The 23,582-nt window shown below is 48.0% G+C and carries 23 protein-coding genes; 19 read left to right on the top strand and 4 right to left on the bottom strand.

All coding sequences use genetic code 11. The features are described from left to right. Positions 1–2: 2 nt before the first annotated feature. The 5 genes from pgeF (at position 3) to B2Q61_RS02805 (ending at position 6,944) form a co-directional block, all read left to right on the top strand. Positions 3–764: a peptidoglycan editing factor PgeF gene (pgeF, locus tag B2Q61_RS02825; protein WP_290621013.1), complete on the top strand. Its 762-nt coding sequence runs from the start codon at positions 3–5 to the stop codon at positions 762–764. A 127-nt stretch (positions 765–891) separates the two neighbouring features. Then, positions 892–3,465, top strand: coding sequence for an ATP-dependent chaperone ClpB (clpB, locus tag B2Q61_RS02820; protein WP_290621015.1), 2,574 nt, complete (start codon positions 892–894; stop codon positions 3,463–3,465). Between the two features lie 194 nt (positions 3,466–3,659). Continuing rightward, a complete protein-coding gene (gene pssA / locus B2Q61_RS02815) occupies positions 3,660–4,496 on the top strand; it encodes a CDP-diacylglycerol--serine O-phosphatidyltransferase (protein WP_290621017.1) in 837 nt (278 codons plus the stop codon). Positions 4,497–4,589: 93 nt separating this feature from the next. Continuing rightward, a complete protein-coding gene (gene gshA, locus B2Q61_RS02810; protein WP_290621018.1) occupies positions 4,590–6,176 on the top strand; it encodes a glutamate--cysteine ligase in 1,587 nt (528 codons plus the stop codon). Between the two features lie 126 nt (positions 6,177–6,302). Further along, positions 6,303–6,944 (top strand): hypothetical protein, encoded by a 642-nt coding sequence (locus B2Q61_RS02805; protein WP_290621020.1) that lies wholly within the window; start codon positions 6,303–6,305, stop codon positions 6,942–6,944. A 44-nt stretch (positions 6,945–6,988) separates the two neighbouring features. Here the strand turns inward: B2Q61_RS02805 and B2Q61_RS02800 are convergent, their stop codons facing one another. Together B2Q61_RS02800 and B2Q61_RS02795 are read right to left on the bottom strand one after the other, a co-directional pair. Further along, on the bottom strand, positions 6,989–8,278 hold the full coding sequence (locus B2Q61_RS02800; RefSeq protein WP_290621022.1) for an HlyC/CorC family transporter: 1,290 nt from the start codon (positions 8,276–8,278) through the stop codon (positions 6,989–6,991). 81 nt (positions 8,279–8,359) lie between these two features. Then, positions 8,360–9,166, bottom strand: coding sequence for a cytochrome C assembly family protein (locus tag B2Q61_RS02795; protein ID WP_290621024.1), 807 nt, complete (start codon positions 9,164–9,166; stop codon positions 8,360–8,362). Positions 9,167–9,323: 157 nt separating this feature from the next. On the opposite strand from B2Q61_RS02795, the gene ffh reads away from it, so the two are divergent. From ffh to B2Q61_RS02750, 9 genes are all read left to right on the top strand, one after another. Beyond that, complete coding sequence (gene ffh / locus B2Q61_RS02790; RefSeq protein WP_290621026.1) at positions 9,324–10,691, top strand: signal recognition particle protein; 1,368 nt, start codon at positions 9,324–9,326, stop codon at positions 10,689–10,691. 136 nt (positions 10,692–10,827) lie between these two features. Continuing rightward, positions 10,828–11,079, top strand: coding sequence for a 30S ribosomal protein S16 (rpsP, locus tag B2Q61_RS02785; protein ID WP_046554096.1), 252 nt, complete (start codon positions 10,828–10,830; stop codon positions 11,077–11,079). Between the two features lie 27 nt (positions 11,080–11,106). Continuing rightward, positions 11,107–11,643, top strand: coding sequence for a ribosome maturation factor RimM (gene rimM, locus B2Q61_RS02780; protein WP_290621028.1), 537 nt, complete (start codon positions 11,107–11,109; stop codon positions 11,641–11,643). Next, positions 11,643–12,419, top strand: coding sequence for a tRNA (guanosine(37)-N1)-methyltransferase TrmD (gene trmD / locus B2Q61_RS02775; protein ID WP_290621030.1), 777 nt, complete (start codon positions 11,643–11,645; stop codon positions 12,417–12,419). The genes rimM and trmD overlap by 1 nt, the downstream gene beginning before the upstream one ends. Positions 12,420–12,441: 22 nt before the next feature. Then, positions 12,442–12,801 (top strand): 50S ribosomal protein L19, encoded by a 360-nt coding sequence (gene rplS, locus B2Q61_RS02770; RefSeq protein ID WP_290621032.1) that lies wholly within the window; start codon positions 12,442–12,444, stop codon positions 12,799–12,801. A 38-nt stretch (positions 12,802–12,839) separates the two neighbouring features. Beyond that, a complete protein-coding gene (locus B2Q61_RS02765; protein ID WP_290621034.1) occupies positions 12,840–13,478 on the top strand; it encodes a DNA-J related domain-containing protein in 639 nt (212 codons plus the stop codon). Between the two features lie 242 nt (positions 13,479–13,720). Next, positions 13,721–14,779 carry a 3-deoxy-7-phosphoheptulonate synthase gene (locus tag B2Q61_RS02760; RefSeq protein ID WP_290621036.1) on the top strand — a complete coding sequence of 353 codons (1,059 nt, stop codon included), beginning with the start codon at positions 13,721–13,723 and terminating at the stop codon, positions 14,777–14,779. Positions 14,780–14,812: 33 nt separating this feature from the next. Further along, the gene (gene tyrA / locus B2Q61_RS02755) at positions 14,813–15,949 is read left to right on the top strand and encodes a bifunctional chorismate mutase/prephenate dehydrogenase (RefSeq protein WP_290621038.1); all 1,137 of its coding nucleotides are present in this window, start codon (positions 14,813–14,815) and stop codon (positions 15,947–15,949) included. 137 nt (positions 15,950–16,086) lie between these two features. Next, complete coding sequence (locus B2Q61_RS02750) at positions 16,087–16,584, top strand: hypothetical protein (RefSeq protein WP_290621040.1); 498 nt, start codon at positions 16,087–16,089, stop codon at positions 16,582–16,584. 133 nt (positions 16,585–16,717) lie between these two features. On the opposite strand, the gene B2Q61_RS02745 is transcribed toward B2Q61_RS02750, so the two are convergent. Next, positions 16,718–17,611, bottom strand: coding sequence for a TIGR00730 family Rossman fold protein (locus B2Q61_RS02745; protein ID WP_290621042.1), 894 nt, complete (start codon positions 17,609–17,611; stop codon positions 16,718–16,720). 115 nt (positions 17,612–17,726) lie between these two features. On the opposite strand from B2Q61_RS02745, the gene B2Q61_RS02740 reads away from it, so the two are divergent. From B2Q61_RS02740 to B2Q61_RS02720, 5 genes are all read left to right on the top strand, one after another. Next, positions 17,727–19,124 (top strand): MBL fold metallo-hydrolase, encoded by a 1,398-nt coding sequence (locus B2Q61_RS02740; RefSeq protein WP_290621044.1) that lies wholly within the window; start codon positions 17,727–17,729, stop codon positions 19,122–19,124. A gap of 73 nt (positions 19,125–19,197) precedes the next feature. After that, positions 19,198–20,169, top strand: a complete 972-nt coding sequence (locus tag B2Q61_RS02735; RefSeq protein ID WP_290621045.1) for a tetratricopeptide repeat protein — start codon at positions 19,198–19,200, stop codon at positions 20,167–20,169. Between the two features lie 32 nt (positions 20,170–20,201). Then, positions 20,202–20,594, top strand: coding sequence for a VOC family protein (locus B2Q61_RS02730; RefSeq protein ID WP_290621047.1), 393 nt, complete (start codon positions 20,202–20,204; stop codon positions 20,592–20,594). A gap of 13 nt (positions 20,595–20,607) precedes the next feature. Further along, positions 20,608–20,940 (top strand): hypothetical protein, encoded by a 333-nt coding sequence (locus B2Q61_RS02725; RefSeq protein ID WP_290621049.1) that lies wholly within the window; start codon positions 20,608–20,610, stop codon positions 20,938–20,940. Positions 20,941–21,199: 259 nt separating this feature from the next. Next, positions 21,200–22,234, top strand: a complete 1,035-nt coding sequence (locus B2Q61_RS02720; RefSeq protein ID WP_290621051.1) for a hypothetical protein — start codon at positions 21,200–21,202, stop codon at positions 22,232–22,234. An 87-nt stretch (positions 22,235–22,321) separates the two neighbouring features. Here the strand turns inward: B2Q61_RS02720 and B2Q61_RS02715 are convergent, their stop codons facing one another. Beyond that, positions 22,322–23,476: a chorismate mutase gene (locus B2Q61_RS02715; protein ID WP_290621053.1), complete on the bottom strand. Its 1,155-nt coding sequence runs from the start codon at positions 23,474–23,476 to the stop codon at positions 22,322–22,324. Positions 23,477–23,582: the final 106 nt, after the last annotated feature.

The raw sequence follows: 23,582 nt of genomic DNA, 5'->3' as shown, positions 1-23,582 counted from the left end.
CAATGTCTGAGTCGATCAGGTCTGAATTGATTAAGTCTGAATTGATTAAGCCCGCCTGGCCGGCGCCGGCAAACGTTAAAGCGATCAGTTCTACCCGCCATGGCGGGTATTCTGCAGGGCCTTTTCACAGTTTAAATTTAGGTAATCATGTCGGTGATTCCGCCGATGCTGTCAGGCGCAATCGTCAACAGTTTCAAACCAACGCTGCCATGCCAGGCCAGCCGGTCTGGCTTAATCAGACTCATAGTACGCATTGCATATCGTTGTCGTCGGTGGCTATTACCAATTGCGATGCCGACGCGAGTTTCAGCGTCCAGCCAGGGCTTATTTGCACGGTGATGACTGCTGATTGTTTACCGGTACTAATCTGTAACCGGCAGGGCACCGAAGTGGCTGCAATTCATGCCGGCTGGCGTGGCTTGTGCAACGGCATAATTGAAAATACCTTGCAGCTGTTCAGTAGGCCAGACGACTGTATGGCCTGGCTAGGACCGGCTATCAGCCAGCAGGCTTTCGAAGTTGGTGCCGACGTTCGTGCTGCTTTTATGCAGCAAGACCCCGGCGCTGGCGCCGCCTTTGTACCCGGCGTATCAGGTAAATGGTTTGCCGATTTGTATTTACTGGCTCGCCAGCGTCTGACGGCCAGCGGTATCCACGCCATCTACGGCGCTGAGTATTGTACTTACCAGCAAACGGCAGATTTTTTTTCCTACCGACGCGATGGCCAAACCGGCCGCATGGCTACCGCCATCTGGCTTGATTAAGCCCTCAGCTAAGTCCGGATTTGCGGTTTTGCTGATCTAAGTCAATTTTTTGACGTTTATTGCTTGATATTTGCCCGGTATCCCCCAATCTTACATCACATCAACGTTACATGATGTGGAGCCAGCCATGCGTTTAGATAAATTTACCAGTAAATTCCAGGAAGCGATTGCGGATGCGCAATCATTGGCATTGGGGCGGGATCAACAATTTATTGAACCCGTCCATCTGATGTTTGCCCTGTTAAATCAGGAGGGGGGGACTGTCCGCGATTTGCTTAACAAAATCGCAATAAATTTTAATGAGTTGCGGGCGAAAGTCAGTAAAGCAATCGAGCGCTTACCGCGAGTTGAGGGCGAAGGCACTAATCTGCAGCTGTCAACCGCGACGGCTCAGCTTTTACAGCAGTGCGACAAGTTTGCTCAAAAGCGCAAGGATCAGTTTATCTCCAGCGAATTATTTGTGTTGGCGGCAACTGAAGATAAAACTGAGCTTGGTAATATTCTGCGTTTACTTGGGGTAAGCAAAGAAAAGGTAAATGCCGCTATTGAAGACATCCGGGCCGGCCAGAATGTCGATGATCCCAACGCGGAAGACAGCCGTCAGGCATTAACCAAATATACCATTGACCTGACGGCCAGGGCTGAAGCTGGCAAGCTGGATCCGGTTATTGGTCGGGATGAAGAGATCCGTCGCTGTATTCAGGTGCTGCAGCGGCGCACCAAAAATAACCCGGTGCTAATCGGCGAGCCCGGGGTCGGTAAAACCGCTATTGTTGAAGGGCTGGCACTGCGAATAATCAATAAAGAAGTGCCTGAAGGGCTAAAAAGTAAGCGGGTGCTGTCGCTTGATATGGGCTCTTTGCTGGCTGGTGCTAAGTACCGGGGCGAATTTGAGGAACGTTTAAAAGCGGTATTAAACGAACTGGCGAAAGAAGAAGGCCAGGTTATTTTATTTATTGATGAAATTCATACCATGGTTGGGGCCGGAAAAGCTGAAGGTGCGATGGATGCCGGTAATATGCTAAAACCGGCACTGGCACGTGGTGAATTGCATTGTCTTGGTGCCACTACCTTAGATGAGTATCGCAAGTACATAGAAAAAGATGCGGCACTGGAGCGGCGCTTTCAGAAAGTACTGGTAGAAGAGCCCACGGTGGAAGATACCATCGCTATTTTACGTGGTTTAAAAGAGCGCTACGAGTTACACCATGCCGTTGAAATTACCGATCCGGCGATCGTGGCTGCTGCAACATTGTCGCATCGCTATGTTAGTGATCGCCAGTTACCAGACAAAGCCATAGATTTAATTGATGAGGCCGCCTCCAGTATCCGGATGCAAATGGACTCAAAACCCGAAGAACTGGATCGGCTGGAGCGACGAATCATTCAGTTAAAACTGGAAGACAATGCGCTGGCAAAAGAATCTGATGAAAGCAGCAAAAAGCGCCGGGACATTATTCAGGAACAAATCCAGGAGCTGGATGCCAATTATAATGAACTGGATGAAATCTGGGAGTCAGAAAAGGCTGCCCTGCAGGGTACCCAGAATATAAAAGCAGAGTTAGAGCAGGCGCGCCTGGATCTGGAAGTTGCCCGTCGGGTTAGCGATTTGCAGCGGATGTCTGAATTGCAATACGGTCGTATTCCAGAACTGGAAAAGCGGCTCGATTTAGCCAGTCAGGCAGAAATGCAGGAAATGACGCTGTTGCGCCATAAAGTAACCGAGCAGGAAATCGCTGATGTGCTGTCAAAAGCTACCGGCATTCCGGTCAGCAAGATGCTGGAAGGTGAACGAGACAAGTTACTGAGAATGGAAGATGCACTGCACAATACTGTAGTAGGGCAACATGAGGCCGTTGCTGCCGTGGCAAATGCTATTCGTCGCTCCCGGGCTGGCCTGGCTGATCCGAATAAACCTATTGGTTCCTTTTTGTTTCTGGGGCCAACCGGCGTTGGTAAAACTGAGCTTACCAAATCACTGGCGCAGTTTTTATTCGATAGCCCCGATAATATGGTTCGGATTGATATGTCTGAATTTATGGAAAAACATGCAGTGTCGCGCCTGGTTGGTGCCCCTCCGGGTTATGTTGGTTACGAGGAAGGTGGCTATCTGACCGAAGCGGTCAGACGTAAACCCTATTCCGTGATCCTGCTCGATGAGGTCGAAAAGGCCCATCCGGACGTATTTAATATTTTGCTGCAGGTGCTGGATGATGGACGCTTAACTGATGGTCAGGGCCGGACTGTCGATTTTAAAAATGCTGTGATTATTATGACGTCCAATCTTGGATCAGATTTAATTCAGGAGCATTATCAGGAGTACAGTTACCAGCAGATGAAAGATATGTTGATGGAAGTACTAAGCAAACAATTCCGGCCGGAGTTTTTAAACCGTCTGGATGAGGCTGTGGTGTTTCATCCACTGGATACTACACAGATTAAACAAATTGCCCGCTTTCAGTTGGGCCGGCTGGAGCAAAGACTACAAGCTCGTGGTTTTGAGTTAAACGTAACGGAGGCCGCACTGGATAAACTGGCCGAAGTTGGTTTTGACTCGCTGTTTGGCGCCAGACCGTTAAAGCGGGCAATTCAGCAGCATCTGGAGAACCCGTTAGCGCAAACGCTGTTGCAGGGCAGCATGATGCCGGGCGCCACCATTAACGTTGACCATGATGGCGGGCAATTTGTTATTACCAGTTAAGCTGCTGCAATAGCGTTAATTGGTATTGGCAATAACAACAACAAAGCTGCAGTGCGAGTGATGTCATGCTGTAGCTTTTTTCTATTTGCGCGGTGGCGTGATGGCTGGCAGAGCAGCAACTTTTGCCGTTTACCTATCCATGTTAAGCTAAGTCCCTTATAATCTAACAATTGCTAATTAGAAAAGATGGTTTTATGACAGACTCAAAACATACTGACTCCAGCCCGCGCAAAGGCATTTATCTGTTACCCAACCTGTTGACTACAGGGGGCCTCTTTGCCGGCTTTTTTGCAATTGTTTCCTCCATGAATGGTCGGTTTGAAGCGGCAGCGGTAGCTATTTTTATAGCGATGATTTTTGACGGTCTGGATGGCCGGGTTGCCCGCTTAACCAATACCCAGAGTGAGTTTGGCGCCCAATATGACAGCATGTCGGATATGTTGTCGTTTGGCGTGGCACCTGCGCTGGTGGCCTACAACTGGGGCTTGGCCGATTTAGGTAAGTTTGGCTGGCTGGCAGCGTTTATTTTTGTAGCCTGCGCAGCGCTTCGCCTGGCGCGCTTTAATGCTAACTTAAGTGTGACTGATGGCCGTTTTTTCCAGGGGCTGGCCAGCCCGGCAGCGGCGGCCATTATTGCGGGTATGGTATGGACCGGTTCTATTTACGAGGTTGATGGCGACAATATTGGTTATCTGGTCGGCTTGTTAACCATAATAACCGGCTTACTAATGGTCAGTAATTTCCGTTATCATTCATTTAAAGACCTGAACTGGCGTGACAGGGTATCGTTTCTGACGATATTATGTGTGGTGCTGGTGTTTGTGGTTATCGCAGCGCGTCCGGCAGAGATGCTGTTCGGTATCTTCTTTATTTATGCATGCTCGGGGCCCGTTACTACTATTCGAAGCGTGCGAAAATTAAAACTGGAGCATGTGGTCGGTGATACCAACGACGCAGATTTTGCTGATGAGCTGCAGGAGCGCAATGACGCAGTTAAAGTAAATGAACCGGATAATGAGCCCCGTTCCTGATTTTCCGTCAGCGCGGTAAATTAGCCAACACGCTTGAGTTTTTGAGACCGCCACCCCATGTCCGATGGCAACAATAAAAGTAAGGGCCCTCACTTGGCTGATATCCTGCAACAACGCCTGCACGCGCTGGCGACTGAACAAAATTTAAAGGCGGTAGTTGGGATAAAGCGGGGTATTGAGCGCGAAACCCTGCGAATTAACCAGGATGGTAGTCTGGCATTAACCCCTCATCCGCAGCGGTTGGGGGCGGCACTAACGCACCCCTGGATCACAACTGATTTTTCAGAATCGCTGCTTGAGTTTATTACGCCGGCGACTGACAAAATAGAGACCACACTGGCGCAACTGGCAGATATACACCGTTATACGGTAAAACAGCTGGGCGAAGAGCGGCTTTGGCCGTCGAGCATGCCCTGTTTTATTGGCCAGGATACCACCATACCGTTAGCGCAGTATGGCTCATCAAATGTTGGCCGGATGAAAACCTTATACCGCAAAGGCTTACACAATCGTTATGGCAGCATGATGCAGGCGATTAGCGGCGTACATTATAATTTTTCGTTGCCATCCGGTTTCTGGTCCTTATATCAGCAGCAGCTTGCTGATCAGAGCACATTGCAAGATTTTATCTCAGAGCAATACCTTGCCCTTATTCGCAATTACAAACGCCATGCCTGGCTTATCGTCTATTTGTTTGGTGCTTCGCCGGCAATGTGCCAATCGTTTATAGCCGGTCGGCGTTCGCCATATCCGTTTCAGCAGCTGGGCAAGGGCACCTTATATCTGCCTTATGCCACGTCGCTGCGGATGAGTGATTTAGGCTATACCAACAGTGCCCAGTCCAGCCTGAGCATTACGTATAATAGTTTGCCGGAGTACATTGCGGGTTTACATAATGCGGTCAGTCAGCCGTCTGCCGAATATCAGAATATTGGCATTAAGCAAAATGGAGAATATCAACAGCTCAATGGCAATGTACTGCAAATAGAAAATGAATTTTACTCGACGATCCGTCCCAAGCGAACTACAGAGTCGGGTGAGCGACCCACTTGTGCGCTAGCAAAGCGCGGGGTGGAATATATAGAAGTACGAGCACTTGATGTTAATCCCTTTAGCAGTATTGGCATTACTGCTGAGCAAATGCGCTTACTGGATGTGTTTTTACTCTACTGTTTATTGCAAGACAGCCCGTCGCTTTCAGATGATCAACAAACTGTTACTGAGCAAAACCTGCGCAAGGTCGTTACGGACGGCCGACGGGTTAATCTTGAATTATTGCAGGATGGTAACAGCAGGTTGATGCTGGATTGGGCCGAGCAGATTTTTGCCGATATGATGCCAATTGCGAAATGGCTGGATCAGGCATATCAGAGTACAGAGTATCAGGGCGCATTGAAGAAGTACTATGTCTGTTTGTTGGATCCGGCGCAAACTTTGTCAGGTCAGTTACTGAACCAGCTGCTGAGTACCCAACAAGATAATGGCCATTTTATGCTGGCAAAAGCCGGCGAGTATCTGGCGCAGTTGCGCAGCGAAGAATATCAGTTTTATAAGGCCGAAGACTTCGCGCAGGCGGCAGCAACATCAATTGCTGATCAGCAGCAGATTGAGCAGCACGACAGCTTGAGTTTTGACCACTATATTGAAGAGTATTTTGCAGAAGTACCCGCCTGTAAATAACCTATTTAAACCGGGCGTCCAGCGCTTTAACGATAAAAAAACGGCTGTCAGGAGACAGCCGTAAAAAGGAGGAACCAGGGAATAACAAAAACTTGGTTTGCGTCCGTTCAAGCTGTTAGAATCATCATGATGAAAAAAGTTCAAACACCTCATAAACATCTGAAAAAAATTGTTGTACTCTCCCTGGCGGCAGTGCTTAGTGGCTGCAGTACACCTCCACCACAAAACACCTCGGATATCTGCGAAATTTTCAGAGAGAACCGCTCCTGGTATCATGCGGCTGCCGCTGCCAGCGAAAAGTGGGGTATGCCAATCGCATTGCCGATGAGTATTATGTATCAGGAGAGCAGCTTCAAACATAATGCCCGGCCTCCCATGCGTTGGTTTATTGGTTTTATTCCTTATGGCCGCGGCAGCTCAGCTTATGGCTACTCGCAGGCGAAAACGGTTACCTGGGACGAGTATGTTAAAGAAGCCGATCGCTTTTGGGCCAGCCGCAACGACTTTGCTGATGCCATCGACTTTATGGGTTGGTATATTGATAAAACCTACCGCCTAAATAAAGTGTCGAAGTGGGATGGTTATCATCAGTACCTTAATTATCATGAAGGTTGGGGCGGCTACCGTCGGGGCAGCTATAAAAATAAGGCCTGGTTATCAACGGTAGCGCGTCGGGTAGATGATCGGGCAAAGATATACAGTGCCCAGCTGAAAAAGTGTGAAAAGGATTTACAGCGTGGCTGGTTATGGCGGCTGTTTTTCGATTAACTGCGCCGCCGTTAGCCTGGAATTACTGTGCTGTTGGCACTGCTTTAATGTGCTGGCTTTTTTGAACCTGCTTTTTTAGGATTGACCAGCAGGCGAATAGTTTTAATCATATTGTCCTGCACATCGACTATCTCCATTGGATAACCTGCCAGTTTAACACTTAACCGGCCCTGCGGAATTTCTTCCAGATATTCGAGGATCAGGCCATTTAAGGTTTTAGGGCCATCAGTTGGCAGGTTCATTTTCATTTCCCGGTTTAAATCCCGTAAGTTAATACTGCCGTCAATTAAAAAAGTCCCATCAGGCTGGGCCAGGATATCTTCGTTGGTATCTTCGGCAATATCAGTGGTAAATTCACCAACAACTTCCTCTAAAATGTCTGCCAGGGTAACCAGCCCCTGTATATCGCCATATTCATCGACTACCAGACCAATGCGATCTTTAGCCCCCTGGAATTTCAGTAACTGGGTATTTAACGGCGTACCTTCCGGAATAAAGTAAACTTCACTGGCAGCGCGCAGCAGGGAAGCTTTAGTCAGTTGCTCTTTAATCAGCAGGCGCATCAATTCGCGCGGGTGAACAAAACCAATGGCATCGTCAATGTTATCTCTGAACAACAAAATTCGGCTGTACTGAAAGTTAGCCAGCTGTCGTTCAATGTCTTTCCATTCGTCATTAATGTCGATACCGACAATCTCATTACGCGGGATCATAATATCTTCAACCGTGGCATTTTCCAGATCAAGCACACCCACCAGCATATTCTGGTGCTGCTCGGGAATCAGAGCACCCGCTTCATAAACTACTGTGCGTAACTCTTCTGCACTTAAACTGTTGCCCTGATGTTTCTCCGGGCTGACACCGAGTAAGTTAAGCAAACCATTGGTAATCTTATTTAATGCCCAGACGAAGGGATAAAATACTTTCAATAGTACTGACAGTATTGCTGAAGTGGGTAGTGCTACTTTTTCAGGGTGTAAGGCGGCCAGGGTTTTGGGGGTAACTTCAGCGAAAATTAAAATAATAACCGTTAAAGCAATTGGTGCTATTGCTAAACCATAATCACCATATAATCTGACACCGATAATAGTGGCCACAGTCGACGCAAAAATATTAACCAGGTTGTTGCCGATCAGTATTAGGCCGATCAATCGGTCTGGGCGTTTTAACAGCCGGCTGACCCGCAGTGCAGCCTTGTTTTTCTCATTGGTAAGATGTTTCAGACGGTAGGGGTTAACAGACATCATGCCTGTTTCAGAACCTGAGAAATAAGCAGAAAGCACAATAAGCACGCCTAGAATTATAAACAGCGTACTAGTCGATATGTCGTCCAAGAGCTAAATACCTTTATTGCCAAACATCAATTTGCATCTTAACAGCAGTTTAACGCCCGGCGCTATCAAAAACCGTTAATTTCAACCAAGCCTTTCAATTATTACCTCTTTGACAAAGCGACTGCCAAAATAAGCGAGGGTTAGCAAACTGGTACCTATTACCGTTAAAGTAATAGCCGTTCTGCCGCGCCAGCCTTTTCGGGCATGGCCCCAACACAGGCTGAGAAAAACCATAAAAGCCAGTGCACTGAGTACTGTTTTATGTAAATTAGCTTTGCCCAACCAGTTATCGATAAATAGCATACCAATAAGCAGTGCCAGACCTAACAGCACGGTGCCAGCCATCAGTAGCCGAAACTGAATTGCTTCTGCTTGCATTAATGGCGGCAGAAACTGGCTGACCGGGGTAATATCTTTTTGCTTTAGCCTGGCACTTATATAGCTAACCTGGAACGAGTATAAGGTTGCCATGGTAAGCACCACATAAGCCAGAAAAGCAATAGTGATATGCACCAGCAAACTGATGTTCTGCTCAAAATGATGTAGCTGTAAATCCTGCGGAACCAGCAGCATGGCGATTTGCATCAGTGCAGCGAAGCCATATACCACCGGTAACAACAGCACAGTGGGCGTGCGTAGCGCGGTAAGGGTAACTGCCACGGTAACCAGCCAGCACACTAATGAGCTGACATTCATTAAACTGAAATTCTGGCCTTCGGGGGTAAACAGGGTCTGAGTAAGAGCCAGCATATGCAGCACTAAACCAACAATGCCTGCACTGAACATTAATTTAAAATGGGGCCCCTTGGGGTGAAATAACCGCAGCAATACTGAGCCTGTCGCCAGCAAATAGGCCGCTAATGCGAAAAAAGGAAGCAGTCCGGTCATTGTTAACAATCCTGTGTTTCAGTGTGTTGGTTATTGTATGGTAACTGTTTGCTTAAGCCCAGCAGTTATAGCTGGCCACTTTAGCACGTGATAAGCGGCTGACGTAACACTCTGGCTGCGTTATAATCGCTGCAATAATTGAATACGGGTAAAAAAAATGTTTGAGAACCTGTCCGATCGGTTAAGTAAAACCTTAAAAAACATCAGTGGCCGTGGCCGGCTGACGGAAGACAATATTAAAGACACCTTGCGTGAAGTACGGATGGCCTTATTAGAGGCAGACGTGGCTTTGCCAGTAGTGCGTGACTTTGTGGCAAATGTCAAAGAGCGCTCAGTAGGGCTGGAAGTCAGTAAAAGCCTGACCCCGGGCCAGGAGTTTCTTAAGATTGTCCGTACTGCATTAGAAGAGGCGATGGGTGAAGCCAATGAAGAACTGGCGTTAAACACTCAACCTCCGGCAGTGGTGCTGATGGCAGGCTTACAGGGCGCCGGTAAAACCACTTCTGTCGCTAAGCTTGCTAAATTCTTAAAAGAACGCAAAAAGAAAAAAGTGCTGGTGGTATCGGCTGATATTTATCGACCCGCAGCCATTAAGCAGCTGCAAACATTGGCGGCAGATGTGGGCGTAGAGTTTTTCCCCAGCGATTTAAGCCAGCAGCCGGTGGCCATTGTTAATGCCGCTATTGCGCATGCCCGCACCCGGATGTTTGATGTATTGCTGGTGGATACAGCTGGGCGTTTACATATCGACAGCGATATGATGAACGAAATTAAAGCGCTGCATGCAGCGGTCAAGCCAATAGAAACCCTGTTTGTGGTTGATGCGATGACGGGGCAGGATGCGGCTAATACCGCAAAAGCATTCAATGAAGCGCTACCGCTGACCGGGGTTATTTTAACTAAAACAGACGGTGATGCCCGCGGCGGTGCGGCGTTATCCATTCGTCATATCACCGGTAAGCCGATTAAGTTTCTGGGTACCGGTGAAAAAACTGATGGCCTGGAGCCCTTTCACCCGGACCGGATAGCGTCGCGCATTTTAGGCATGGGCGATGTGCTGAGCTTAATCGAAGATCTGGAACAGAAAGTCGATAAAGAAAAAGCCGCGAAGATGGCCCAGAAAATGATGAAAGGCAAAGGCTTTTCATTGGAAGATTTTCGGGAACAGCTGGTGCAGATGCGTGGCATGGGCGGCATGATGTCAATGATGGATAAACTGCCCGGCATGAAAAACCTGCCGGCTGGTGCAGCGGGCCAACTGGATGATAAACAGTTCGTGCGGATGGAAGCCATAATTAATTCGATGACCCCGAAAGAGCGTAATTATCCTGACTTACTAAAAGGATCACGTAAAAAAAGAATTGCGGCGGGATCTGGCTGTCAGGTACAGGATATCAATAAGTTACTGAAACAGTTTATGCAAATGCAGAAAATGATGAAGCAGATGTCGGGTAAAGGCGGCATGATGAAAATGATGCGTGGCATGGGCGGCAAACTGCCACCGGGCATGTTACCTCCGCGCTAAACAGGCCAACATACTCGCTGTAAAGCCTGAAATGCCTTGCATTTGCAGCAAAAATCCGTACAATGCAGCAGCCCTTCAGTCTGACTGGGGGCTTTATTATTTTTTAAAACCTGAACGATTATTTTTAGAGGACGGTATGGTAACTATTCGTTTACAACGTGGTGGCGCGAAAAAGCGTCCATTTTACCAAGTTGTGGTAGCGGACAGCCGTTTTGCTCGTGACGGCCGCTTTATTGAGCGCGTGGGTTTCTTTAACCCAATCGCTGGCGGTACTGAAGAGAAACTGCGTCTGGACCTGGAGCGTGTTGATCACTGGGTAGCACAAGGTGCTGCATTAAGTGACCGCGTTGCAAACCTGGTAAAAACCGCTAAGAAAGCAACTGCTTAATTAGCAAATTGGTGTGGAGTAGTAGCCTTGAGTGACAAAGACGACAAAGACTTAGTTGTCCTTGGTAAGTTTGGTGCTGTTTACGGCATTAATGGCTGGCTTAAGGTAGTTGCTTACACCGATATCCCGGAAGGGATTTTTGACTACACACCCTGGCAAATCAAATTGCAGGGTAACTGGCTACCGGTGCAGGTTGCAAGCTGGAAGCGCCATAGCAATGGCCTGATAGCAAAACTGGACGGCATTAGTGATCGGGATATCGCGCAGCGTTATGTTAACGCTGAAATAGCGGTAACCGCGCAAACGCTACCTTCGTTAGAAGATGGCGATTACTACTGGAAAGACCTGATGGGTCTGGCTGTGGTAAACGTAGCGGGTTATCACTTAGGTGAAGTCTCGGACATGATGGAAACGGGCTCTAACGACGTTATTGTGGTGAAAGCCAACCGGACAGATGCATTTGGTAAGAAAGAGCGTTTGTTGCCGTTTTTAACCGATACAGTGGTGAAAAGCGTCAACCTGGCTGAAAAGCGGATTATTGTTGACTGGGATCCGGCGTTTTAATGCAGCAAAACGCTAAACTCTGGCTTGGCGTAGTAACGTTATTTCCAGAGATGTTTGATGCAATAACGCAATACGGAGTAACCGGCCGGGCAGTAAAGCAGGGCATTATGCAGTTACAGTGCTTTAACCCGCGGGATTTTACCTCGGACAAGCATCGTACCGTTGATGACCGGCCTTATGGCGGTGGTCCGGGCATGTTAATGATGGTTCAACCCTTAACCGAAGCAATTCGGGCGGCCAAACAGGCTGCAGGGGGCAAGGTTCACACCATCTACTTATCGCCGCAAGGTCGTAAACTAGATCAACAAGGTGTAGCTGAGCTGGCCACGCACGATAAGCTACTATTAGTAGCTGGCCGTTACGAAGGCATTGATGAGCGCGTAATTGAAAGCGAAATTGACGAAGAATGGTCAGTGGGTGATTACGTGTTAAGTGGGGGCGAGTTGCCAGCGATGACACTGATTGATGCAGTATCTCGCTTAGTACCTGGTGTACTTGGGCACGACTTATCCGCAGCGCAGGATTCATTTTCTGAAGGCTTGCTGGATTGTCCGCATTATACCCGGCCTGAGGTGTTAGCCAATAAACAGGTGCCGTCAGTTTTGCTGAGCGGTAACCACGAAGAAATCAGACGCTGGCGTTTGAAACAGGCCCTGGGAAGGACCTGGTTACGACGGCCAGATATATTAAAACCCCTGGCTCTGACTAAGGAGCAACGCAAATTACTGGCTGAGTTTCAACAGGAACACCAGGCGTTGCAGCAGCAAGATAGTTAATTCCAGGTAAAGTGAGATTGTTATGAGCAAAGTTAGCCAAAACATCATCAAACAACTTGAAGAAGAACAGTTAAAGCAAGACGTGCCAGCGTTCGCGCCGGGCGACACTGTTGTGGTTCAGGTTAAAGTGACAGAAGGCGACAAAAGCCGTCTGCAGGCATTTGAAGGCGTAGTTATCGCTAAGCGTAACCGTGGTCTTCATTCAGCCTTCACCGTCCGTAAAATTTCTAATGGCGAAGGTGTTGAGCGTGTATTCCAGACGCACAGCCCGCTGGTAGACAGCATCACCGTTAAACGTCGTGGTGCGGTTCGCCGTGCTAAGCTTTACTACTTACGCGATCGTTCAGGTAAATCAGCGCGTATCCGCGAAAAGCTTAACTAAGCAAACCTTAAAGGCCGGCGATTGCCGGCCTTTTTATTATGTCATCTATTCAGCCGCCCCTTACCGAACCCGTACTCCAGTTGTTACAAAACCAACTGGCAAGCCTGATCCTCTCTGCCATACCTGATGCGCCAGAGCGCAGCCTTACTGAGCAGTATTTACTGTCCCGCTTAGAGCTTAAATTAACCACTGACACCGAACTGAGTCCTGACCTGCAACGTTTTCAGCAACACTTTGTGTTGTATCATTTGCTGTATCGCCTGCAAACCGACTGGCGTAGTGCAAACGAAGGGTTTCTGAGCATTGGCCTGGCGAAGGTTACGCTGATTAGCGACTGCCGTGAGACTGCTAATAGTATGGCGGAGCACGATGATAACCAAAGCAAGGCTGAATACTACAGTAACTGGCACAACTTTTATGCGATGAGCGAGCAGCTGCTCGATAGCTACCTGCGGCAGTTCTGGCAGCATTTTAGTAAAGGCGCAGTAACTGAAACTGCGTTATCGACGGAGCAGACACAACAGCTGCTAAACTTGCATCCGGGCTTTAGTCTGGCACAATTGAAAAAGGCGTATCGAACTCAGGCTCTGTTATTTCATCCCGACCGGGCCAGTGGCCATACTGAGAAATTCAGGCAAATTCAGCAGGCTTATCAGCGGCTACTGCGGCAGTTCTAATAACCCACATCATTTCGTATTAAATAGTTTACGTTTAATTTATTGGCAATAAATCCTTTTTATCTCGTATTTATTGGGCTGCAGCGGGTTGACGCTGTCCGGCAAGATCTTTACTATGGATAAATTGTATTTAATTAATTACGTGCTGTATTATTAAGTTTACATCAAGGCGTCTGACCACTGTTATCGTCGTTTTTATCTATGCTTAATCACCAGCACATCAGCCCACCCATGGAGATAGCATGAGCCAGATTGTCGATGATTTAAGAATAGTGGCGACCAAGCCACTGAGCCCACCTGCGGTAATGAAAAAAGTACTGCCATTATCAGAGCAGGGCGCTGACTTTGTTGCCCGCGCCAGGGCTGATATTGCTAATATTGTCCATGGCCGCGATAAGCGCTTACTAGTCGTGACGGGGCCCTGTTCTATTCACGATCCTGTAGCAGCAATTGAATACGCCACCAAGCTAAAAGCCTTACAACAGCAATATATCGACAGTTTATATATCGTGATGCGGGTGTATTTTGAAAAGCCACGCACCACAGTCGGTTGGAAAGGCTTTATTAATGACCCACACCTGGATGACTCCTTCGATTTGGAAACCGGCTTAACCTGGGGCCGTGAGCTGTTGTTGAAAATGGTTGAAATGGAACTGCCCACCGCCACCGAAGCGCTGGACCCAATCAGCCCGCAATATTTATCCGATCTGATCAGTTGGGCCGCGATTGGCGCGCGTACGGTTGAATCGCAAACCCACCGCGAAATGGCCAGTGGTTTATCAATGCCGGTTGGCTTTAAAAACGGCACCGATGGTAATTTGAATGTGGCGTTAAATGGCTTGCAGTCGGCGGCCAGCGGTCATAGTTTTATTGGGATTAACCAGCGCGGTGAAGTCAGCCTGGTGCAAACCGCCGGCAACCCCGATGGCCATATTATTTTGCGCGGCGGCGTTAAGCCTAATTACGATGCCGACAGTATTAATGCTGCGCTCTCAGAGCTGGATAAACTGAATCTGCCACACGGTATCGTGGTAGATTGCAGCCATGGTAACTCGAATAAAGATCATAACCGCCAGCCTGCGGTGGCAGAAGCGGTGTTATCGCAACGACTCGCTGGCACCGAGGCCATTATTGGTATCATGCTGGAGAGCCACTTATTTGGTGGCCGCCAGAACTTAACCAATGGCAAAGCAGAGCATTATGGTGTCTCGGTAACCGATGCTTGTATCGATTGGCCAACGACCACAGAGCTGTTGGCTAGTTTGCACCAACAAATGCAACGTTTGGTGGCAGCAGCTTAAGATGTATCAATAAAAGCACGGATAAGTAACAGCATGGACAAACAACAGCAGGCCCAGCAGCAGTTAGCGCCGCTGCGCGAGCAAATTGACACTATCGATAGCCAATTGGTGCAACTGCTGGCCGAAAGGGCCAAAGTGACCGCGCAAGTTGGTAAAGTAAAACAGCAGTTTGCTTTACCGGTATACGTACCCGAGCGTGAGCAAATGCTGCTATCTGCAAGGCGTAAGCAAGCCCGGGCACAGCAAGTATCACCTGAGCTGGTAGAAGATGTGCTGCGCCGGATAATGCGGGAGTCGTACGCCACCCAGGAAAACCATTTTGTCTGTTGCCGGCCTGAGGGCGGTAAAGTGGTGGTGGTAGGCGGCGCCGGCGCACTGGGCCAACGCTTTGTCAGTTTATTTCAGCGCTCTGGTTATCAGGTGTTGGTGCTGGAGCAGGCCGACTGGCCAGATGCCGGTATGTTATGCGCTGATGCTGCGCTGGTGCTGATAGCGGTGCCGATTACATTAACAGAGCAAGTGATTAGCCAGCTGCCTGCTTTGCCGGATAACTGCGTGCTGGCCGATATTACCAGTATTAAGCAGCAACCATTAAATGCGATGCTGGCCAAACATGCTGGCCCGGTGGTGGGGCTACACCCGATGTTCGGCCCCGATATCACTAACCTGGTAAAGCAGGTAGTGGTGGTATGTGATGGCAGGGCAGAGCCGCAGTATCAGTGGTTACTACAACAGCTGCGGGTTTGGGGCGCCGAGCTCGCCAGCCAGAGCGCAGCAGAGCACGATAAGGCGATGCAGCTTATTCAGGCGATGCGTCACTTTTCGTCTTTAGTGTACGGTAGCCACCTGGCTGAAGAGCAAGCTGATCTCAGCCAGTTGCTGCAGCTAAGCTCACCAATATACCGGTTAGAGCTGGCCATGGTAGGGCGCTTATTTGCCCAGAATGCCGAGCTGTATGCCGATATTATGCTGTCATCGGCTGATGTAACGGCCTTGCTAGAGCGTTATCAACAGCGCTTTAGTGAGCTTTTGCAATTGCTGAAAAATCAGGATAAAGCCGGCCTGATGGCTCAGTTTGCTAAAGGCCAGCAGTTCTTTGGTGAGCTGGCCGGCCAGTTTTTGCAAGAAAGTAAGCAGTTACTTCAGAAAGCAGCCGATAGCCGCAGTTAGCTTGTTCGGGACAGGACTTATCTTTACGTTTGAAACGCTTGGCGATTATTCCGGCCTGTATTATTCTCGGGTAAGCAGAGTAGTGGCAAAAAGCAAGACCTTATCGCTTTGCTCATTGATTCTGACAGGTAATAAGTATGAGTTTTTCGTTGATGATGGCTGAAAATTTTGATTTTTTTATGATGATGTTTTTGGCTATAGTTATGCTATTTTTTGTATCATCCGCCTATCTTCTATATTGTTATCGTACAGGGAATGTAAGGCGCGTTAAACTTTTTGTCCCCGTTATTATGTCATTGCTGTTTGTTACTTTTTCTGCTCAGTTGGTTAGCCGATATTACCTATTTAAGTTTTCGGTTGAGGCAATAAGTCAACCAAGTTCTATAGTGAAATTTAACGGAATTGAAGTTTCTAATGAAATTCGAGAGAAGTTAATTTACGCGTTTAAAAATAGGAAACAAACAAAACTAAGCGGTTCGCACCCACTTGAGAAAATTACGCTAACGATTCAAAGCGAATTGTTTTCTATTTCTTTTTCACTAAGAAAAGACTCAAGGGAACATGATTTGTACTGGGTATTTTTGCGTAATAGCAGGATAACTGGTGTTAACACTTTTATAAATCTCAATATTTAGTTTGTGAGCTTTTAATCTAAAAGCTACCAACCAGCAGCAGACCTATTAGCGCAATCCGCTTTGCTGGTCCAGTCTAAAACGGCAAGGCATGCAGCTGCCCGCATGACCAGCTATTAATGGCCCTTTTTCAGGGTTACTTTGACTGCGTTTGCCCCAGCTCGTAGTAATCATAAATAAGCTGCCAGGCATGTTCCGGGGTGTCAGCAAACTGAATAAGCTTTAAATCCTGTGGGCTGATTAAGCCCTCGTCGGCCAGCATGTCGAAGTTTATCAGCCTTTGCCAGAACGCTTTGTCGTACAAAATAACCGGCACCCGTTCGGCTTTTTTAGTTTGAATCAGGGTTAGGGTTTCAAACAACTCATCTAAGGTGCCAAAGCCACCTGGGAAGGCAACTAAGGCCCGGGCGCGTTGCAGAAAGTGCATTTTACGAATGGCAAAATAGTGGAACTGAAAACAAAATTTTGGCGTGATGTAGGGGTTGGGGTGTTGCTCTTTGGGCAGCACAATATTTAAGCCGATACTTTCACCACCGGCTGCCATCGCGCCGCGGTTGGCTGCTTCCATTACCCCCGGGCCGCCGCCGCTGATGATCATTAAGGCACTGTCCTGATGTTTATTGCTATGTTCGGTCACCAGCTGTGAAAAGTGTTGCGAGGCGAGATAATAGTCACTGTTTTTCTGGTTGCGTTTGGCCAGTTTAACGGCCTGTTGTAACGCTTTGTCCTCTGGCTGCTTAGCCAGACTCTGTTCGGCCAGCTGCAGATTTTTATCCGCCTGCTCAGGTGACAGAAAGCGGGCGCTGCCAAAAACCACTATGGTGGCTTCAACGCCGTGCTGCTCCAGTACCAGTTGCGGTTTCAGGTATTCCAGCTGCAACCTGACATGACGCAAATCGTCCTGCATTAAAAAATCGTTGTCGGCAAAGGCCAGTTTGTAGGACTCATGATCCTGTAATTTGGCAATCGCGGCCTGTGATTCTTCCGCTGAAGTGAAATGGCGTTTATATAGCTTATGCGCGTCTGACATAACGGCTCCTGCAAAGTGGTATTTAGCACAAACTAACAATATGTTTGATATAGACTAATCTTTTAGCAGTCAGGATGCGATATAAACTTAATTCGCTAATCACAGGGACAACACTATGTCTGTAGCCAATTTAACCTTTTTAGGTGCTGCCGGTCAGGTTACCGGATCTTGCTATCTTATCGAGCATAATAAGCAGCAAATCCTGCTCGATTGCGGCATGACGCAGGGGGCGGATCAGGTACGGGAGTGGCATAAGTTCCGCTTTGCCTTTAAACCGAAAGACATTGATCTGGTTATTCTCTCCCATGCGCATATTGATCACAGTGGTTTACTGCCACTGCTGGTTGCACGCGGCTTTAAAGGCAAAATTATCTGCACCCCCGGTACTGCTAAAATCTTACCGGTATTGCTGAAAGACTCTGTCGGCTTGTACCTGAAAGATTTAGAGTGGCAGAACAAAAAAGCCGCCCGTAGTGGCAAAAAGCAGCACGATCCGGTAATGACGGTAGCTGATGCCGAGCGGGTCAGTGAGCTGGTGCAGCCACTGGCTTATCGCAAAAGGTTGGTGCCAATGCCGGGGTTAGAGCTGGAATTCGCCGATGCCGGCCATATTCTGGGCTCGGCGATTATCGAGCTTTGGATCAAGGGCAACCAGGCCATGCGTAAGCTGGTGTTCTCCGGTGATTTAGGTAACCCGGCTACCGTACTGATGTATGATCCGACTGAAATTGGCCAGGCCGATATTGTGCTGATGGAAAGTACTTATGGTAACCGCAACCACCAGAGTCTGGATAATACCGTGGAGGAGTTTGCCAGTGCGCTGGAACAGGCTGATAAGGAAGGTGGCAATGTGTTTATCCCGGCTTTTGCCCTCGGCCGTTCACAGGAAGTACTGTATTATCTGGCCCTGTTGCACCATCAGGGCCGGTTAAAGCAGCGGGCAATTTTTCTGGATAGCCCAATGGCAATCAGCATTACCAACATTTACAACGATTTTTTGCATGCGCTTGATCAGGCTGATTTAGACAAAATTGGTGCCGGCCGCAGTTTGCAACAACTGTTGCCGATGCTGAAGCTGACCCCAAAAGTCGAAGATTCAATGGCGATAAACCGGGTAACCAATGGCGCTATTATTATCGCGGGTAGTGGCATGTGTAATGGTGGTCGGATAGTCCATCACTTTAAACATAATCTTTGGAAAAACACTAATCACGTGATCTTTGTTGGATTTCAGGCGCGAGGTACGTTAGGCCGACGGCTGGTTGACGGTGAAAAAAGGGTGAAAATGTTTGGTCAGGATATTGTGGTTAAAGCCAAAGTGCATACCATTGGGGGTTTTTCCGCGCATGCCGGCCAGAGTGAACTGTTAGCCTGGGCGCAAGCAATTGGTGGTCAGCCGCAATTTTATCTGGTGCATGGTGAGCCTGAAGCGCAGCTGGTATTGCAGCAGGAATTGCACGCTCTGGGAATTAACGCCTTGATCCCGGCTAAAGGAGACAGTATTAAGTTGTAACCAGATAGTATTGGGCATTGGCAAATGGCTGTCAGCGGTTACAATGCTGCTAACACTTAAATTAAGGACAGCCATGAAACAAGTAACTTTTACTGCTTTGCTGCTTAGCTTTGGGCTAACTGCTGCGCCGGCAGATCTGCAACAACAAGTATCAGACCTGTGGCAGCAACAGGATTTTGCAGCTGCCAAAGTGCTACTGGCTGATAAAGTAAACCGAAAAACCAAAGATGCCTGGTTGCTGGCAGCGCTGGGTCGCAGCGAACTTGAGCTGGGGCAGGCAGATGCCGCTGAAGAGCTATTAGCCCGGGCGGTGAAAATTGAAGCCGATAACGCCCGTTATCAGTTCTGGTTTGGCAGGGCAAGTTGCGATAATGCTCAGCAAGCCAGTATGTTCAGTGCGCTGGGTTATGCCAAGCGCTGTCGCAAAGCCTTTGAGCAGGCAGTGTCGCTGGCTCCTGCAGATACCGGTTACCTGAAAGCATTAGGAAAATACTATGCCCAGGCCCCTGGCATTGCCGGTGGTGATAAAGAGCAGGCACTGGCTATCGCGGCAAGGTTAGAACAACAAGATCCCCTGCAAGGTCAATTGTTACAGCTCGAAGTGCTATTTAGCGCTGAAGATACCGCAGCCGCTGAAAAGTTAATTGAAAATAGTGCCTTGTTACAAAGCCGGCCAGAGCCGTATTTTATGCGAGGCGTTGGTTTGGCGCAAAACAGGGACTATCAGGCAGCGATGCTGGAATTTAGTAGAGCCAGCGAAAAACAGGTAGCTGATGAAGAAGGTCAGCGAAACCGCCTGCTGGCATTATATCAGCTGGGCCGGGCGAGCGTGCTGGCCAAAACTGAGCCACAGCAAGGTATTGATGCCTTAAATGAATTTTTAGCCGATGGCCGTATGGCTGATTTTAACGACTGGGCACAATTCAGGTTAAGTCAGTTGTACCTGGCGCAGGATCAGCGTGCCAAGGCCGAGGCAATTCTGACCCCTTTACTGGCCAGCACAGCAGATGACAATCTTAAATCAGAAATTAAAAAAATTCTCTAATACAACGCAGTAAACGCAATGGAGCAAACGTAGTGGCGGCAGAACTGACAGGTATTCATCATGTAGCGATAATATGCAGCGATTATCCGCGTAGCAAAGCGTTTTATAGTGAGCTATTGGGGCTGCAAATTCTCGCCGAGAATTACCGGCCAGCGCGCGACTCCTGGAAGCTGGATTTACAATTGGCCGATGGCAGCCAGCTTGAGCTGTTCAGCTTCCCGAAGCCACCGCCACGGCCCAGCAAACCTGAGGCTCAGGGCTTACGCCATCTGGCATTCAGGGTGACAAATCTGGCTGATTACGTGGCGTATTTAACAACAAATGGGGTTAGCGTGGAGCCGGTTCGGGTTGATGAATATACCGGTAAATCTTTCACCTTTTTTCAGGATCCGGATGGCTTGCCACTGGAGCTGTATCAGCAATAGCACGGGAGTATATATGGCATTACAACTTATTCCACTAATCAAAGTGCTGGGACCTTACCTTACCACTATTGCTACCACCGCTATCCCTGCTTTTACTGCTAAGCCTGCTGAAACAAAAACCGACCCGGTACAGGCGCAACAAATCAGTGAACTGCAGCAGGCGGTAACCAAAAATGCCCAGTCATTACATACTCTGGCAGAACAGCTACAAAAAGTGATAGCCCTGGCTGAACAAGCTTCAGCCGAAGCCGAGCGCCAGATCAGAACGTATAAGTTGTTAGTTATCGGCAGCACCGTTGTGTCTTTGGTGGCTATTGCTATCGCTGTCTTTGCTCTGCAGTCTTAAGATACAACCTTGTTTAATCTTTCAGTATTTACTGCCGTGTTTTGCTGGCCTTTCAACAACAGCTGATTACCATAAGTACTTGTTATTATGGGCATAGTTTATTTTTTTGATTATCCTTTCCAGGGTTTATATTTATTTTTTGTAAACTCAAAATATCCATTTATTGTCAGAATGAAAACAGCTATATTCCGCAAAGAATTTCACAGCTCGTTATTTATTTAACGAATACCGTAGTTAATCTAAGTTAAGGGAATACCTGATGCAGTTTAAGCACGCTTTGACATTATTGGGCAGTGTTTGGTTGTTAAGCGCCTGTGGTGGCGGTTCTGGTGAAGACGCCGGAGGAGGTGGTGGTGTAACGGCTCCATTAAATGCAAATTACTATGGCATGTGGCAGTTAGACGGTGACACGTATGTGGGTATTTCTGAGCGCTCAATCAGCACTTATGTCAGGGACCCCGGTCGCGGCTGTTTTGTCGTTGATTTATTTAAAACGGTGTCCAGTACTGTTAATTCAATGGTATCTGAAGATGTTACGACTGGCGAACGTTCGACGTCGCTTTTTTCACTTAATGGTTCGAACTTGCGTGTTACTGAAGGCAACGTAACCCTGGAGTTCTTCAGCAGTGACCTGCCCGATATTTCAAATGGCTGTGACAGTTCTGACAATGCCCGTCGCTTAAATTTCGACATCGAGCTGGAATATTTGCCCCCTGTTGTACTCATTAACCGCAATGCGCAGTTAACAGGCCGGGTAGAGTATTCTTATGGCGTGCATTTTGATATCAATCAAAATAATATTGTCGATGCTGGCGATGTTGCGATACAAGTTCAGCACTTTAAATCAAATTCTGGTGTTCAAGAGGAAAAGCCGCTGGCGGACTTAGGCTCTAATATTTGGAGTTTTGTGCCCCGGCAACAGGCGCAGGGTTATGGTTCAACCAGCAACAGTAACAGCGCAGCTATGGTGCAATTAAATCAGGAAGACAAAAAGCTGGTATTTAGCGTAGACATGACAAAGCATGCTTTACTTCGGTTTATTAGTGCTGATACGCCGCTGTTTCTTTATAGTTATATTAACTATCCTCAGCCGGAAACGGCGGTAATCCCGGGTTGGTCAGATGGTCCATGGAACTGGTCGTCTGAAACTCACGAAGACCGTTACCCGGATACCGGCTTTACCCGATTGTCTCTGCACCCAAATATGCAAATGCTGGATGCCGCTAACGATTTGAGTAATGGCCAGGCAAAATGGGTTGATATTAAAACCATCAATTTTAATTTTATTAATTAATGATCAAAAGTATTGGCTACTGGCAAAACGGGTAAAAAAGATGAAAGTTGCTGCTGATAGCCAGTGGCAACTTTCATCTGGATGTTGTTAGTTTGTGGCTACCTGGGTCGGCTTAATATCTTCACTGGGGTAACATCCCAATACTTTGACGAACTTGGTAATATTATTTAGTTCTTCCAGCGCCCTGGTCATGGCGTAGTCTGCCAGGTTGGCAAAGACATCAACATAAAACATTTCTTCCCATGGGTTACCCGGTATCGGCCGCGATTCCAGCTTAGCCATACTGATGCCATGTTGTTTTAATACCAGCAGCGCCTCTACTAACGCACCAGGTTGCTGGCCGGTATACATTATAAAGGTGGTTTTTGCCGGTATGGCTTTAGCGACAACCACTTGCTTGCGGGCCACGACAATAAAGCGACTGACATTATCTTTCTGGTTAGCTAAATCGCGGGCCAGTACCTCCAGGCCATATAACTGGCCACCTTCTTCACCCCCTATGGCAATAACGGTGGGGTCTTGCAGCGCTTTTACTTTAGCAAACGCCGCCGATGAGCTGTCACAATAGTCAATTTTCACGTTTGTCAGCCCCAGTAAGTACTGACTACACTGAGCAATAACCTGCGGATGTGCACACACCTGGCGCACCTTGCTAAGCTCAGCTTTGGCAATGCCCAGCAAACAATGCGCGATAGGATGGGTTAATTCGCCAACAATAGATAAGCGGGTATGCTGCAGTAAATCAAACACTTCGTTAATTGAACCTGAAGAGGTATTTTCAATCGGTAGCAGTGCATAATCGGCATGGCCGGTTTCTACCGCCTGGACAATCTCGTTAAAGCTGTCGCAGCCAAGCTCAATAATCCGCTCAGCCCGGCGGGTGAAATATTTCTGGGTCGCCCAATAGCTGTAAGAGCCCTGGCCACCTAAAAATGCCACCCTGACACTGGGACCGTTTTCGCCATTTAACTGTCCCTGTACTTTGGCTTGTTGTTGTAACACCGAATCTTCAATAATGACATGATAAATGCGGGTAACATACTGAGCATCTATGCCGAGGGCCTTGCCCTGGGTAATTAGTGACACCAGCAATTCCTGTTCCCGTTTTTGATCGCGAATGGGTTTGTTCTGGTTCAGCTTCGCCTCAGCCACTTTCAGCGCCAGTTGGCGACGTTTTGCCAGCAATTGCAGCAATTGTTGATCGGTACTACTGATTGCCTGGCGAATATCGTCAAGTTCCATGATGTTTCCTTTTATCGGGCTGCTATCAGCAAAGTAATCACTAGGTAAAAGTCTCGGGCAAAAAAAAACCTCCCTGCGGAGGGAGGTTTCTTGCCAATTGTGCACG

The organism is Arsukibacterium sp. UBA5043 (assembly GCA_002415085.1).
In the GTDB taxonomy this organism is placed as follows: Bacteria; Pseudomonadota; Gammaproteobacteria; order Enterobacterales; family Alteromonadaceae; genus Alishewanella.
This window is presented reverse-complemented; position numbering and strand designations above follow the sequence as displayed.

Excerpts from the sequence above, each read along its gene's own strand:
- pgeF (WP_290621013.1), top strand. The coding sequence starts at position 3 with ATGTCTGAGTCGATCAGGTCTGAATTGATTAAGTCTGAATTGATTAAG.
- clpB (WP_290621015.1), top strand. The coding sequence starts at position 892 with ATGCGTTTAGATAAATTTACCAGTAAATTCCAGGAAGCGATTGCGGAT.
- pssA (WP_290621017.1), top strand. The coding sequence starts at position 3,660 with ATGACAGACTCAAAACATACTGACTCCAGCCCGCGCAAAGGCATTTAT.
- B2Q61_RS02805 (WP_290621020.1), top strand. The coding sequence starts at position 6,303 with ATGATGAAAAAAGTTCAAACACCTCATAAACATCTGAAAAAAATTGTT.
- B2Q61_RS02795 (WP_290621024.1), bottom strand. The coding sequence starts at position 9,166 with ATGACCGGACTGCTTCCTTTTTTCGCATTAGCGGCCTATTTGCTGGCG.
- ffh (WP_290621026.1), top strand. The coding sequence starts at position 9,324 with ATGTTTGAGAACCTGTCCGATCGGTTAAGTAAAACCTTAAAAAACATC.
- rpsP (WP_046554096.1), top strand. The coding sequence starts at position 10,828 with ATGGTAACTATTCGTTTACAACGTGGTGGCGCGAAAAAGCGTCCATTT.
- trmD (WP_290621030.1), top strand. The coding sequence starts at position 11,643 with ATGCAGCAAAACGCTAAACTCTGGCTTGGCGTAGTAACGTTATTTCCA.
- rplS (WP_290621032.1), top strand. The coding sequence starts at position 12,442 with ATGAGCAAAGTTAGCCAAAACATCATCAAACAACTTGAAGAAGAACAG.
- B2Q61_RS02765 (WP_290621034.1), top strand. The coding sequence starts at position 12,840 with ATGTCATCTATTCAGCCGCCCCTTACCGAACCCGTACTCCAGTTGTTA.
- B2Q61_RS02760 (WP_290621036.1), top strand. The coding sequence starts at position 13,721 with ATGAGCCAGATTGTCGATGATTTAAGAATAGTGGCGACCAAGCCACTG.
- tyrA (WP_290621038.1), top strand. The coding sequence starts at position 14,813 with ATGGACAAACAACAGCAGGCCCAGCAGCAGTTAGCGCCGCTGCGCGAG.
- B2Q61_RS02750 (WP_290621040.1), top strand. The coding sequence starts at position 16,087 with ATGAGTTTTTCGTTGATGATGGCTGAAAATTTTGATTTTTTTATGATG.
- B2Q61_RS02745 (WP_290621042.1), bottom strand. The coding sequence starts at position 17,611 with ATGTCAGACGCGCATAAGCTATATAAACGCCATTTCACTTCAGCGGAA.
- B2Q61_RS02740 (WP_290621044.1), top strand. The coding sequence starts at position 17,727 with ATGTCTGTAGCCAATTTAACCTTTTTAGGTGCTGCCGGTCAGGTTACC.
- B2Q61_RS02735 (WP_290621045.1), top strand. The coding sequence starts at position 19,198 with ATGAAACAAGTAACTTTTACTGCTTTGCTGCTTAGCTTTGGGCTAACT.
- B2Q61_RS02725 (WP_290621049.1), top strand. The coding sequence starts at position 20,608 with ATGGCATTACAACTTATTCCACTAATCAAAGTGCTGGGACCTTACCTT.
- B2Q61_RS02720 (WP_290621051.1), top strand. The coding sequence starts at position 21,200 with ATGCAGTTTAAGCACGCTTTGACATTATTGGGCAGTGTTTGGTTGTTA.
- B2Q61_RS02715 (WP_290621053.1), bottom strand. The coding sequence starts at position 23,476 with ATGGAACTTGACGATATTCGCCAGGCAATCAGTAGTACCGATCAACAA.